At 71.1% G+C, this 12,958-nt stretch carries 11 protein-coding genes; 3 read left to right on the top strand and 8 right to left on the bottom strand.

Annotated elements, in window-relative coordinates; all coding sequences use genetic code 11:
• Window positions 1-115: 115 nt before the first annotated feature.
• A complete protein-coding gene (locus tag OHA19_RS22010; RefSeq protein ID WP_405751254.1) occupies window positions 116-1,438 on the bottom strand; it encodes an MFS transporter in 1,323 nt (440 codons plus the stop codon).
• A 214-nt stretch (window positions 1,439-1,652) separates the two neighbouring features.
• Here OHA19_RS22010 and OHA19_RS22005 point away from each other — a divergent pair, with 214 nt between their 5' ends.
• Complete coding sequence (locus OHA19_RS22005) at window positions 1,653-2,207, top strand: winged helix-turn-helix transcriptional regulator (protein WP_405714124.1); 555 nt, start codon at window positions 1,653-1,655, stop codon at window positions 2,205-2,207.
• A 115-nt stretch (window positions 2,208-2,322) separates the two neighbouring features.
• On the opposite strand, the gene OHA19_RS22000 is transcribed toward OHA19_RS22005, so the two are convergent.
• On the bottom strand, window positions 2,323-2,712 hold the full coding sequence (locus OHA19_RS22000; RefSeq protein ID WP_405714125.1) for a nuclear transport factor 2 family protein: 390 nt from the start codon (window positions 2,710-2,712) through the stop codon (window positions 2,323-2,325).
• A gap of 41 nt (window positions 2,713-2,753) precedes the next feature.
• On the bottom strand, window positions 2,754-3,590 hold the full coding sequence (locus OHA19_RS21995) for a class I SAM-dependent methyltransferase (RefSeq protein WP_405714127.1): 837 nt from the start codon (window positions 3,588-3,590) through the stop codon (window positions 2,754-2,756).
• A 69-nt stretch (window positions 3,591-3,659) separates the two neighbouring features.
• Here OHA19_RS21995 and OHA19_RS21990 point away from each other — a divergent pair, with 69 nt between their 5' ends.
• Together OHA19_RS21990 and OHA19_RS21985 are read left to right on the top strand one after the other, a co-directional pair.
• Window positions 3,660-5,540 carry a S9 family peptidase gene (locus OHA19_RS21990; RefSeq protein WP_405714129.1) on the top strand — a complete coding sequence of 627 codons (1,881 nt, stop codon included), beginning with the start codon at window positions 3,660-3,662 and terminating at the stop codon, window positions 5,538-5,540.
• 369 nt (window positions 5,541-5,909) lie between these two features.
• Window positions 5,910-6,815: an SURF1 family protein gene (locus OHA19_RS21985; protein WP_405714131.1), complete on the top strand. Its 906-nt coding sequence runs from the start codon at window positions 5,910-5,912 to the stop codon at window positions 6,813-6,815.
• Between the two features lie 146 nt (window positions 6,816-6,961).
• On the opposite strand, the gene OHA19_RS21980 is transcribed toward OHA19_RS21985, so the two are convergent.
• The 5 genes from OHA19_RS21980 to OHA19_RS21960 form a co-directional block, all read right to left on the bottom strand.
• Window positions 6,962-8,083 carry a hypothetical protein gene (locus OHA19_RS21980; RefSeq protein ID WP_405721607.1) on the bottom strand — a complete coding sequence of 374 codons (1,122 nt, stop codon included), beginning with the start codon at window positions 8,081-8,083 and terminating at the stop codon, window positions 6,962-6,964.
• Window positions 8,084-8,475: 392 nt separating this feature from the next.
• A complete protein-coding gene (locus OHA19_RS21975; RefSeq protein WP_405721610.1) occupies window positions 8,476-9,051 on the bottom strand; it encodes a SigE family RNA polymerase sigma factor in 576 nt (191 codons plus the stop codon).
• Between the two features lie 368 nt (window positions 9,052-9,419).
• Window positions 9,420-10,484 (bottom strand): aspartate-semialdehyde dehydrogenase, encoded by a 1,065-nt coding sequence (locus OHA19_RS21970; RefSeq protein WP_405751251.1) that lies wholly within the window; start codon window positions 10,482-10,484, stop codon window positions 9,420-9,422.
• Entirely contained in the window at window positions 10,481-11,752 is a 1,272-nt protein-coding gene (locus OHA19_RS21965; protein ID WP_124719579.1) for an aspartate kinase, read from the bottom strand. The genes OHA19_RS21970 and OHA19_RS21965 overlap by 4 nt, the downstream gene beginning before the upstream one ends.
• Window positions 11,753-12,172: 420 nt before the next feature.
• Window positions 12,173-12,832, bottom strand: coding sequence for a DUF5063 domain-containing protein (locus OHA19_RS21960; protein ID WP_405751248.1), 660 nt, complete (start codon window positions 12,830-12,832; stop codon window positions 12,173-12,175).
• Between the last annotated feature and the right edge of the window lie 126 nt (window positions 12,833-12,958).

Below are 12,958 nucleotides of genomic sequence, written 5' to 3'. Positions count from 1 at the left end.
TTCTCCCAGCCGTCCGCCGCACTGCTGCCCCCGGCCGGGCGGAGGACGATGCCGCCCCCGGTCAGACGGAGGCCGGAACCGCCCCGGGCGAGGCCGGAACCGGTACGGCCCCCGGTCAGACGGAGGGCGACGCGGTGCCCGGCCGGTGCAGGGCCAGGGCGGTGAACGCGGCGAGTACGGCGGTGACCGCGGCCGCCCACCAGCCGTGGCGGAAGGCGTCCAGCGCCTCGCCCGGCCCGTCCGGCGCACCGAGCAACGTGACCATCAAAGCCACCCCCAGCACCGAACCCGTCTGACGGGCCATCGTGGTGACGGCCGATCCGGTGGCGAAACGGGTGGGCGGGAGAGCCTCGGCGGCCGCGCCGACCAGGGTGGGGAGGGCGAGGCCCACGCCGATGCCGGTGACCACCATGCCGGGCAGGAAGCCGCTCGCGTAGTGCGGGGCCGCGCCGAGGGCGACGGCCCACCAGGCGAGCCCGCAGGCGAACAGCAGGCAGCCGAGTGCCGCCGTACGGCCCGCCCCGAGCCGACGGACGACCGGTCCCGAGAGGACGGCGAGCACGGGCACGACCAACGGCCCCGGCGCGATGGCGAGTCCGGTACGGATCGCCGAGTACCCCCACACCTGCTGGCACCAGAGCACCGACGTCAGCAGCATCGCCGCGAACGCGACGGTGAAGAGCAGAGCCGCGAGGGTGGCCGTCGCGAAGGTCCGGGTACGCAGCATGGGCAGCTCGACGACCGGGGCCGGGTGCCGGGCGGACCGCATCCAGAAGCCCATGGCCAGAACGGCCGTCGCGAACAGCGGAACGAGCACTCCCGGCGAACTCCAGCCCCAGGCATCGGCCTTGACCAGCGCGAGTGCCAGCGCGGCGATCGCGAAGGTGAGGAGCACCGCCCCGACGAGGTCCGGGAAGGGCCCCTCGCGGTGCGGGCGGGCGTCGGGCAGCAGCCGGGCGCCCGCGAGCAGCCCGATCACGCCGACCGGCACATTGACGAGAAAGACCCAGCGCCAGTCGGCCTCCACGAGCACGCCTCCGACCACCGGACCGAGGCCGGCCGCGATGCCACCGATCGCCGCCCAGCTCCGGATGGCCCGGGGGCGGCGCTCCGCCGGGGTGTTGACGAGCAGGAGGGCGAGGGACGTCGGCATGAGCGCGGCGGCGCCGACGGCTTGCAGCGCGCGGGCGGCCACCAGCCAGCCGACTCCTGGGGCCACGGCGCAGAGCGCGGAGGCGGCGGTGAAGACCGCCAGCCCGAGGAGGAAGCCGCGGCGGTGGCCGTACCGGTCGGCGAGCCTGCCCGCGACGACGAGCAGGGCGGCGAAGACGATCGCGTACGCGTTGAGCACCCAGGACAGCGAGGCGAGGGAGCTGCCGTGGAAGGCGTCGCCGAGGGCGGGAACCGCGACATTGACGATGAACAGGTCGAGATTCACGACGAAGACACCGGCCGCGATGATCCAGACGGAGGCCCGCGAGGAGGAGGAGAGGGGCGGCGCCGGGGCGGTTTCGCGAGCAACGGCCGATCCGGGAGCGACGGCCGTTCCGGGAGCAGCCGCCCGGTCACCCCCGGGAGTGAGTGAGTTTGATTTTCCAACTATCATGGCGGCAAGGTAGCGCCAGTGAGTTTGAGATGGCAACCTTGTGGTGATGAGTGCTGCACAGGAACCCCACGCCCGCACCACCCCGACAGTCACGCTGCCCGGCCGGCCCTGCTCGGCCGCCGCCGCGCTGCATGTGGTGGGTGAGAAATGGGCGCTGCTCGCGGTGCGCGAGATCTTCTTCGGCAACCACCGGTTCGAGGCGATCGCCCGCAACACCGGCGCACCCCGCGACCGTCTCTCGGCGCGGCTGCGCTCACTGGAGCAGGCAGGAGTGGTCGAGCGGCTGCCCTACAACGAGCGCCCGCCGCGCTACGAGTACCACCTGACCGAATCCGGACGCGATCTCGCACCGGTCATCCGTGCGCTGCTGGACTGGGGCGACCGGTGGGTGCTGGAGGACCGGCCGGTGGTCATGCTCCACGACCCGGTCGCGGACGCCGCTGCGCATACGGGCGGGGACGCCCATGCACACGATCTCGACGCGGCGTGGATCTGCCGCACTTGCGGCGAGGAAGTCGTGATGAACACGCTGACTGTCGACGTCCGCGCCCTCGGGTGGGAGCGCTCGGGCCCCAGGGAGCCTGCCCCGTCCGACGGCTGAGGCCGAGGCCCGGGAACTCAGGGCTGGGAGCTAGGTCCGAGAACTCGGGGCCGATGGCTGAGAACTGATGATTGAGAGCTGGGGGGCGACGACGGCGGCGACGGACAGCAGGGCGTCAGTACCGCTCGACGAGGTGCTCCCGGCCCGCCGGGGGCTCGTACGGCTCGGGCCAGAAGTCGGTGATCTCGCTGATCCTCCCCGTCGCGTCGAACACGAAGAAGTGAATGGCGTGCAACTCCTCGGCGCCCACCGTGAAGCGCGTACGGACGGCGGCCTGCCGGCCCTGGCCGTCGGCCACCACGCGCTCGACTCGGACCCGCCAGTCCCCCGGGTACTCACGGTTGAAGCGCAGGTACCGCTCCTTCCCGCGAATGCGCTCGCGGGTCTGCGGCAGGTCGTACAACACCTCGTCGGCCAGCGTCGCGTCGAAGGCGTCCCAGTCGCGGGCATCGGCCGCGCTCCAGTACGTCTCCACCACGGCGCGCAGATCGGCAGTCGTTGTCATGGTTCCGAGTCTGGACCCCACCACTGACAATCCGCCCTTGTTCAGGAATCGGCCGCTCTCGACGCCTTGATGGAGTACATCAGCGGGATGCGCGGCCGGTCGGCCGGGAAGCGGTAGAAGCCGTCGCTCTGCCGTTCCAGCGTCGGGAAGCGGGCGAAGAGCGAGGCGTCGTGCTCGTGCAGAAACTCGATCCGCAGCCCGGCGGCGGCCAGCGCCGACACCACCTCGCCGATCGGGTGCTGCCATTCGACGCTGCGGTTGTGGACGGTGGGCGCTTCGAAGTCCGCGTACGTACCCGGTGTCTCGTCCACCCATGCGTCGCGGCTGAAGTAGTCGTAGTCGACCTTCGTCCCGGTGTCGTCGTCGAGGCAGTCCGTCATCGGGTGGAATTCCGCGAGGTAGAGAAAGCCGCCGGGCGCCACGAGCGATGCGGCGGTCTCGGCCCAGCGACGTATGTCGGGCAGCCAGTTCAGCGCGCCGATGCCGGTGTAGACGATGTCGTACGACGAGTCGGGGACGGCCTCCGCGGCGTCGTGGACGTCGGCCGCGACGAACGCCGCCCGGTCCTGGCCCAACCCGATCTCACCGGCCAGGGCGCGCGCGGTCTCGACGGCCGGTTCGGAGAAGTCCAGCCCGACGACCTGCGCGGCGCCGTGCCGGGCCCAGGAGAGGGTGTCCACGCCGATGTGGCACTGCAGATGCAGCAGGGTCTTGCCCGTGACGTCCCCGACCTCGGCGAGTTCGAAGTCGCGCAGGGCGTCCTTCCCCGCGCGGAACGATTCGAGGTCGTAGTAGTCGCTCGAGACGTGGATGGGTACGCGCTCGTCCCAGAGCGCGCGGTTTGCCTCGCGCCAGTCGGCAGGGGTCGGTGCATGCATGCCGGGAGGTTATCCACAGGCTGCGGACGAAGCGAACGAATTGTCGGCGCCCGACGCAGAATGGGGAACATGACTGAGATCACTGGCTCGACGACGCCCCCTTCCGCCCAGGCCCCCGCTGCGGCGGCGGCCACTTCCGCACCGAAGTGGGAGCAGCGCTTCCGGGCGCCGCGGGTGTCGTTGCCCGACTGGGCGGAAGACGCGCCCGACCGCGCGCTGTTCGTCTCCAACGCCACGGGGACGTACGAGCTGTACGCATGGGACCGCGCCACCGGCGCGCAGCGCCAGGTGACCGACCGGCCGAACGGCACGACGGACGGGGTGCTGACGCCCGACGGGGAGTCGGTCTGGTGGTTCAGCGACACCGACGGTGACGAGTTCGGGGTGTGGATGCGCCAGCCGTTCCACTGCGGCGTGGACGGTCGGCCGGGTGACGAACCGGCGACGCCCGGCCTCGGCCCCTCGTACCCGGCCGGGCTCGCGATCGGCCGGGACGGCACCGCGGTGGTCGGCCGCTCGACCGACGAGGAGGGGACGACGGTCCACGTCGTGCGGCCCGGCGCGGCTCCCGTGGAGATCTACCGGCACCCCGAGTCGGCGGGCGTCGGTGACCTCAGTCATGACGGGACGCTGATCGCCCTGGAGCACACCGAGCACGGCGATGCGATGCACTCCGCCCTGCGCGTGGTGCGGCCGGACGGGACGACGGTCGCCGAGCTGGACGACACCGAGGGCGGCACGAAGGAACTGGGCCTGTCCGTGCTTGGCTTCGCCCCAGTCGCCGGGGACCCGAGGCTCCTGGTCGGGCACCAGCGGCGGGGCCGCTGGGAGCCGATGATCTGGGATCCGACGACCGGCGCGGAGACGGAGCTCGCGCTCGATCTGCCCGGCGATGTGGTCGCCGAGTGGTATCCGGACGCCTCCGCACTGCTGGTCGTGCACGAATTCGAGGCCCGCAGCGACCTGTGGCGGTACGAGCCGGAGGCGGGCGGCGCCCCCGTCCGGGTGGAGACGCCCGCGGGTTCGGTGTCGGGGGCCACGGCCCGGCCGGACGGCACGGTGGAGTACCTGTGGTCCTCGGCCGAGCAGCCGCCCGTGGTCCGGTCCACATCGGGTGCGGTGGTTCTCGATCCGCCCGGCTCGAAGGCCCCGACGTCCGTTCCGGTGGAGGACGTGTGGGTGGACGGGCCCGGGGGCCGCGTCCATGCTCTCGTCCAGCGGCCCGCCGCTCCGGCGGAGGGGCCGTTCCCCACTGTCTTCGAGATCCACGGCGGCCCGACCTGGCACGACAGCGACGCCTTCGCCTCCGGCCCCGCCGCCTGGGTGGACCACGGCTACGCGGTCGTCCGGGTCAACTACCGCGGTTCCACCGGATACGGCCGCGCCTGGACGGACGCGCTCAAGCACCGGGTCGGCCTGATCGAGCTGGAGGACATCGCCGCGGTACGGGAGTGGGCGGTGAAGTCCGGCCTCGCCGATCCGGAGAAGCTGGTCCTGGCCGGAGGCTCCTGGGGCGGCTATCTGACCCTGCTCGGCCTCGGCACTCAGCCGGACGACTGGGCCCTCGGCCTGGCGGCGGTCCCGGTCGCCGACTACGTCACGGCGTATCACGACGAGATGGAGAACCTGAAAGCGATGGACCGCACCCTGCTGGGCGGCACGCCGGAGGAGGTTCCGGAGCGATTCGAGGCGTCGTCCCCGCTGACGTACGTCGACGCGGTCCGGGTGCCGGTCTACATCTCGGCCGGCGTCAACGACCCGCGCTGCCCGATCCGCCAGGTCGAGAACTACGTCGACCGGCTGAAGGACCGGGCCGCGGTGCACGAGGTGTACCGGTACGACGCGGGCCACGGCTCGCTCGTCGTGGAGGAGCGGATCAAGCAGGTCCGCCTGGAACTGGGCTTCGCCCAGCGCCATCTGGCCCCGGGGGCGGACCCGTCCGGCTCGTAACGGACAGGCCGACGGACTCCCGCGCCTGCTGCGGGGCGAGGCCATTCCATGCGGAGGCGGGGCCATTCCGTGCGGAGGCGGATCTCCTCCTGTGTGGAGGCCGGCTCCCACCCGCGCGGGGCCGGGTCCCACCCGCGCGGGGCCGGGTCCCACCCGCGCGGGGCCGGGTCCCACCCGCGCGGGGCCGGGTCCCACCCGCGCGGGGCCGGGTCCCACCCGCGCGGAGGTGGATCTCCTCCCGTGCGGAGGTGGATCTCCTCCGTGCGGGTGGGTCCCACCCGCGCGGGACGAGACCGGACCGGGGCGCGGCATGGCAGTCAGTCGGCACCCCGTTCCGGGCAACCGGAGCGGGGACCGTACCGTGGAGGGGTGTACCGGTTCCTGCTGACCCCGCGATGGTGGGGGATCAACCTCTTCGTCGTGCTGGCCATCCCGTTCTGTGTCTTCATGGGCACCTGGCAGCTCGGCCGCTTCGAGGACCGCGTGCAGACGCACGACGCCGCCGAGAAGCAGCCCGACCCGGGTACGAGGCCCGCCAAGCCGATCGACGACCTCCTGCCCGTCGACACGGTGACCTCCGGCCGTCCCGCCACCGCCACCGGCCGTTACGCCGATCAGTTCCTGGTGCCCGGGCGGAAGCTGGACGACAAGAGCGGCTTCTATGTCCTGGGCATGCTCCGTACGGACAGCGGCAAGGCCCTGCCGGTGGTACGCGGCTGGCTGCCCGGCAAGCCCGGCCACACCCCCGTGCCCGCCGCACCGACCGGCAAGGTCACGGTGACCGGCGACCTTCAGGCGTCCGAGAACGCGGGCACCACGGGTGTCGACACGGCGGGCGGACTCCCCGACGGCCAGCTGGGCATGATCAGCGCCGCGTCGCTGATCAATCTCGTCCCGTACGACGTCTACGACGCATGGGTGACGCTCCAGGACACGGGCGCCGGTGCCGGCACCGGATCCGGATCCGGAGACAAGGCGGCCGTCGCGCTGCGTCCCGTGCCCGCCGCCGTGGCACAGGGCACCGGGCTCGACCTGAAGGCGTTCCAGAACCTCGGCTACACCGGCGAGTGGTTCGTCTTCGCCGGGTTCGTTCTCTTCATGTGGTTCCGGCTGGTCCGCCGCGAGGCCGAGGCGGCGCGCGACCTGCGACTGGGCCTGATCGAGGAAACAGCGGCCGATCCCGAGCCCGGGGCCAAGCCCGAGGTCGAGTCCGGGACGGATTCCGAGCCCGAGCCCGAGCCCGGCAAGGACGCCGTGGGCACCGGCACGGCCTGAGGCGCCCTCAGACGCGGGCGGACCAACCCGCGGACACGGACATGACCACGAGGGGCCCACCGGATCGACGATCGATCCGGTGGGCCCCTCGTGTCATGTCCTGTGCGGCGCCCCGGGCCGTCCCCGGCCCCGTCACCGCCCCCGCGTCACGTCGCGGGAGCCAGTACCCCGGTCCGGTAGATCGTGCCCGAGCAGGCGTTGGCGATCTTCGTCTCCGCGACCGGCGCCCCGGGCTCCGGCGTGTGCATCACCGCGACGCTGCCGTCCTGCGTCCCGCCGCCGTCCTCGCTGCCGAACTGCGTGTCCACCCCCGATGTCCCGTCGGCGCTTCCCGTGCCGGCACCGGCAGCCGCCGCGCCGCTCGCACCGCCCGCGTCGTCGGTCGGTGTCGGGCTCGGAGAGCCTCCGACGGTCGGACAGGTGTCCCTCGGCACCCAGGCGAACTTGACCTCGTACGCCATCGACGGCTTCAGCAGCACCGTCCCCTGCTCCTGCGAGGGGTCGGGCAGCCCCGCCGCCGCGTCACCCGCGGTGTGCTGGACGACCGCGATCCTCGCCGGGTCGGCCGCGCCTATCGCCTGGAACCCCACGCTGCCGCTGCTGCTCACCGAGCAGTCCGTGCCGGAGACATTGGCGATCCGGAAGGTGCCGTAGACCGTGCCGTCGGCACCGGCCGCACCGGTCTCTGCCGAGGCGACACCGAGCTGCCCCGGGTCGCAGGTCCGCATCGCCGCAACCGCCGAGCCGGACGGATCGGCGACCCCGCCGGACAGCTGGCCGTCTGCGCCCTGGCCTCGGCTGTCGGAGGGGCTGCTCGTGCTGCTGGGCTGGCCCTGGCCGCCGTCGGCCCGGCCGTCGGTGTTGCCGCTGCTGTTCTCGCCGCCGGACTGTGAGTCGGCATCGGTGCCGTTGCCGCCCTGCGCCTGCTCACCGTGTCCGGCTATCGCAGGGTTGGCGGTGTCCGAACCGTCGGAGTTCGCGACATGGACGAAGGCGGGGACCGCGGTGCCGATGAGCAGCGCCGCGGCCGCCAGACCGACGACGGCCTGGCGTCGCTTGGCGCGCCGGACGGGAACCGCGCGTTGCAGATGGTCGAGCGTGCCGTCGCTGGGCTCGATGTTCCGGACCGCGCCGTGCAGCATGCGGCGCAGTGCGACCTCGTCGAGATCCGCGTCGCCGAAGACAGCCGGACCGGACCCCGGGCTGGCACCCGAACCACCATCCGGGCCGCCATCCGGACCAGGCCCCGGGCCGAAGAGGCTGCTCAGACTGCCGAGTTCAGAAGTCTCGGCAGTCCTGGCAGTCCCGGCAGTCCCGGCAGTCTCACGGGTTCCAGCGGTACTGCCGGTCCCTACAATCTCACCAGTCCCGACGGTCTCACCGGTCCTGGCAGTCTCGCCGGTTCCAGCGGTACTGCCGGCCTCAGCCACCCCAGCGGCCTCGACCGCCCTGTCAGCTCCAGCCGCCCCAGCCGTTCCAGGGTCGTGGTTCACAATTCCGTTTCCAGTCCGGTCAATCCGACGGTCACGCCGATGCTCCCGTTCGGGGCCGCTGGCATCTTCGGAGTCGCTCGCACCTTCGAAGCCGTTCCCGCCCTCGGGGCCGTTCCCGCCTTCGAGGCCGTTCTCGCCATCGGGGCCGTTCTCGTACTCGCGCCGGCTCACTTCTGCGCCTCCATCACGACGCGCAGCGCCGCGATCCCGCGGGATCCGTAGGCCTTGACCGAGCCCAGGGATATCCCGAGCGTCTCGGCCACCTGGACCTCCGTCATGTCCGCGAAGTAACGCAGCACCAGCACCTCCCGCTGGCGCCGTTGCAGCCCCCGCATCGCCTTGATCAGCGCGTCCCGCTCCAGCTGGTCGTACGCGCCCTCCTCAGCGCTCGCCATGTCCGGCATCGGCTTGGAGAGCAGCTTCAGCCCGAGGATGCGGCGGCGCAGCGCGGAACGCGAGAGGTTGACGACGGTCTGGCGCAGATACGCGAGCGTCTTCTCCGGCTCCCGTACGCGGTTCCGCGCCGAGTGCACCCGGATAAACGCCTCCTGCACCACGTCCTCGCACGAGGCCGTGTCGTCCAGGAGCAGGGCCGCGAGACCGAGCAGCGAGCGGTAGTGGGCGCGATAGGTCTCGGTGAGATGGTCGACCGTGGTTCCGGCAGCCACGCCCTCCTCAGCGCCCTCGCGTTGCGCGGGCAGCCGTGCGGGGCGCGCAGCGGGCATGGGCGCGATCACCGGCATACCGCCGGGTGCGCGGGGCCGTCGGAGCGGACGCACCGAAGCGCCGCGCAAGGGGCCCACCACTGTGATATCGAGAACCTCTGCCACGCCAGTTGGACACGTTCCCCCCCGTCAGGGTTGTACGCGCGCGGCACCGCGTTCGCCGCCGTGCGACATGCCCTCATACGTACCTGCACTTCCCCGAATACCCCGACTGCCCCGATTTGCTTCCCCCGCCGCGCCAGAGGTGACCGCATAGACGCGCAGTCCCCGGTCGGCGGTTGCAGCAGGCCGAAAGTCATCGTCGGATACCCCGACACCCCATCTCAAGAGGTTGAGACCTTCAACTTACTCACAGGACGTTCACAGAGAGTACGAAATCGGTTCGATCAGGACCGGGGGAATTCCGCGGCCACCGATTCGGCGATCTGTGCCACGTTCAATGCGGCCCCCTTGCGGAGGTTGTCGCCGCAGACGAAGAGCTCCAGACCCCGGGGATCGTCCAGTGACCTGCGCACTCGTCCGACCCAGGTCGGATCGGTGCCGACGACGTCGGACGGCGTCGGGAAGTCCCCCGCCGCCGGGCTGTCGTACAGCACCACGCCCGGTGCCGTCGCCAGGATCTCGTGGGCCCGGTCGACCTCGATCTCGTTCTCGAACCGGGCGTGCACGGACATCGAGTGCGTCGCGATGACGGGTACGTACACACAGGTCGCCGCGATCCGCAGGCCCGGCAGGTCCAGGATCTTGCGGCACTCCTCGCGGATCGCCATCTCCTCCGAGGACCAGCCGCCCCCTGCCTCGGTCCCGGCCCAGGGCACCACGTTGAGGGCCACCGGGGCGGCGAAGGGGCCGCCCTCCGTGTCTCCCAGGGCCCTGCGCACGTCCCCCGGCTTCGTGCCCAGTTCCGTACCGGCGACCACCGACAGCTGTTCGCGCAGCGCCGCGACACCGTCCCGGCCCGCCCCGCTCACCGCCTGGTACGAGGAGACGACCAGTTCCCGCACGCCGAATTCGGCGTGCAGTGCTCCGACCGCGACGATCAGCGCGAGCGTCGTGCAGTTCGGGCTCGCGACGATGCCGCGTGGTCTGATCCGTGCGGCGTGCGGATTGATCTCGGGCACCACCAGCGGGACGTCCGCGTCCAGCCGGAACGCGGCGGAGTCGTCGATGACGACCACACCCTTGGCGGTGGCGATCGGCGCCCACTGCGCGGAGACTTCGTCGGGCACCAGGAACAACGCCACGTCGACGTCGTCGAAGACGTCCTCGGTGAGCTGGAGGACCTCGCTCTCCTCGCCGCGCACGACCAGCTTGCGGCCGGCCGAACGCGGCGAGGCGATCAGCTTCACCTCGCCCCAGACATCCGCGTGCTGCGAAAGGATCTGGAGCATGACACCGCCGATCGCCCCGGTCGCTCCGACGACCGCGAGCGAAGGGCGGCGCGCGGTCATCGGCCGGTGCCCCCGTAGACGACGGCCTCGTCGGAGTCGCTGTCGAGACCGAAGGCGGTGTGCACGGCACGCACGGCCTCGATGACGTCGTCGGCGCGGGTGACCACCGAGATGCGGATCTCGGACGTCGAGATCAGCTCGATGTTCACACCGGCGTCCGACAGCGCCTCGAAGAAGCCCGCCGTGACACCCGGGTTGGTCTTCATGCCGGCGCCGACCAGGGAGATCTTCGCGATCTGGTCGTCGTAGCGCAGCGACTCGAAGCCGATGGTGCCGCGGTTGCGCTCCAGGGCGTCGATGGCCTTGCGGCCCTCGGCCTTCGGCAGCGTGAACGAGATGTCGGTCAGACCGGTCGACGCGGCGGAGACGTTCTGCACCACCATGTCGATGTTGATCTCCGCGTTCGCGATGGTGCGGAAGATCGCGGCGGCCTCGCCCGGCTTGTCGGGCACGCCGACGACGGTGATCTTGGCCTCGGAGACGTCATGGGCGACTCCGGAGATGATCGCGTGCTCCACCTTCTGGTCCCCTTGCGGCTCGTTGCTGACCCAGGTGCCGCGCAGTCCGGAGAAGGACGAGCGGACGTGGATCGGGATGTTGTAGCGGCGTGCGTACTCCACGCACCGGTGCAGCAGCACCTTGGAGCCGGACGCGGCCAGCTCCAGCATGTCCTCGAAGGAGATCCAGTCGATCTTCCGGGCCTTCTTCACGACCCGCGGGTCGGCGGTGAAGACACCGTCCACATCGGTGTAGATCTCACAGACCTCGGCGTCCAGCGCGGCCGCGAGCGCGACGGCGGTGGTGTCGGACCCGCCGCGGCCGAGGGTGGTGATGTCCTTCTTGTCCTGGGACACACCCTGGAACCCCGCGACGATCGCGATGTTCCCCTCGTCCAGCGCCGTACGGATACGGCCCGGCGTCACATCGATGATGCGCGCTTTGTTGTGGACCGAGTCGGTGATGACGCCTGCCTGGCTACCGGTGAACGACTGGGCCTCGTGGCCCAGGTTTTTGATCGCCATCGCCAGCAGGGCCATGGAGATCCGCTCTCCGGCGGTCAGCAGCATGTCGAACTCACGCCCGGCAGGGATCGGGGATACCTGCCCGGCGAGATCGATCAACTCGTCCGTCGTGTCGCCCATCGCTGACACCACGACAACCACCTGGTTGCCGTTCTTCTTGGCATCGACGATTCGCTTGGCGACGCGCTTGATGCCTTCGGCATCGGCTACGGAGGAGCCTCCGTACTTCTGCACGACAAGGCCCACGTGCGCTCCTCGCTCAGTCCATTACTGCGGTCGGCTCAGTTTAACGAGCAGTCCGGAATCGCCCCGCTGATACCACATGGTGAGATGTCCCGCTCAGCACGTGATCATCGGCGTGTCGCTCCGGACCGCTCGTACAGGTGTGCTGCCCGCCGAACGGGCCCGCATGCCGTATGTGGTCCAGCCCACACACCTGGCGGCCCGGCTCCACGGTTCACGCGTCCTGCACCTCTAGCGTGAACCGGAACCCGACCATCCGCCCATCGGAGGCCCGCCATGCGGAAGCCGCTGCGCGCACTGCCCCTGCTTCTCGCCGTCGCCGCGGACGAGCTGCGGCGCGTATCGCGCACCGACAACGGCGCACCACTGGGCTTCATGCGCGACGGCGACCTGCGGTGCGACGGGGGCTGGGAGGCGAACGCCCTACTTCACCGGCCGCAGCCCCAGCGGTCCCGCGATCTCCTCGGCCATCACCCGGCCGGCCTCCTCGGCGAGGTCGTCGTCGAGGGTCTCCGTGTCGGTGTCCAGGCCGTCCAGCTCCTGGAGGGGCTGGTTGAGGCGGATGTGGGCGATCAGGGACTGGAGGGCACGCAGGGCGGCGGAGGCGGTGGAGCCCCAGTTGGAGAAGTAGGAGAACTGCCACCACCACAGCGCCTCGGTCGTGCGGTCCTCCTCGTAGTGGGCCAGGCCGTGGCGCAGGTCGGTGACCAGGTCGGCCAGGTCGTCCGAGATCCGGGCCGGGACCGGGGCCTTGCGGGGCTCGTACGGGTCGAAGACCTCGGAGTAGACGTCGATCGGCTCCAGCAGGGCGGCGAACCGCTCGCGCAGCCCGTCGGCGTCCGGCTCGGCGCCCAGGTCCGGCTCGTAGCGCTCGTCGGGGACGATGTCCTCGTACGCGCCCAGCCGGCCGCCCGCCAGCAGGAGCTGGGAGACCTGGAGCAGCAGGACGGGGACGGCCTCCTCGGGCTCCTCGGCCTTGGACACCTCGGTGACCGCGACGATGAACGTCTTGATCTGGTCGGCGATCTGGACGGCGAAGTCGTCCGGGTCCTGCGTGACGGAGTTCAGCGTGGCGTCAGACATCGAGGGGACCTCCCGTGGGCACGGTCGCGAACGGTGAGTAGAACATAGCGTCGCTGAACGTAAAGCTGCCGTGAGTCGCGGGAACGGTCCTCGAAACGGTCACGGGAAGAACATCGGAAGACATAA

The organism is Streptomyces sp. NBC_00012 (genome assembly GCF_045040875.1).
Classification (GTDB): Bacteria; Actinomycetota; Actinomycetes; order Streptomycetales; family Streptomycetaceae; genus Streptomyces.
This window is presented reverse-complemented; position numbering and strand designations above follow the sequence as displayed.

What these genes read in the sequence shown, in the direction of transcription:
- OHA19_RS21960 (WP_405751248.1), bottom strand. Translation starts at nt 12,832, where the DNA reads ATGTCTGACGCCACGCTGAACTCCGTCACGCAGGACCCGGACGACTTC.
- OHA19_RS21975 (WP_405721610.1), bottom strand. Translation starts at nt 9,051, where the DNA reads ATGCCGGTGATCGCGCCCATGCCCGCTGCGCGCCCCGCACGGCTGCCC.
- OHA19_RS22005 (WP_405714124.1), top strand. Translation starts at nt 1,653, where the DNA reads ATGAGTGCTGCACAGGAACCCCACGCCCGCACCACCCCGACAGTCACG.
- OHA19_RS21970 (WP_405751251.1), bottom strand. Translation starts at nt 10,484, where the DNA reads ATGACCGCGCGCCGCCCTTCGCTCGCGGTCGTCGGAGCGACCGGGGCG.
- OHA19_RS22000 (WP_405714125.1), bottom strand. Translation starts at nt 2,712, where the DNA reads ATGACAACGACTGCCGATCTGCGCGCCGTGGTGGAGACGTACTGGAGC.
- OHA19_RS21995 (WP_405714127.1), bottom strand. Translation starts at nt 3,590, where the DNA reads ATGCATGCACCGACCCCTGCCGACTGGCGCGAGGCAAACCGCGCGCTC.
- OHA19_RS21990 (WP_405714129.1), top strand. Translation starts at nt 3,660, where the DNA reads ATGACTGAGATCACTGGCTCGACGACGCCCCCTTCCGCCCAGGCCCCC.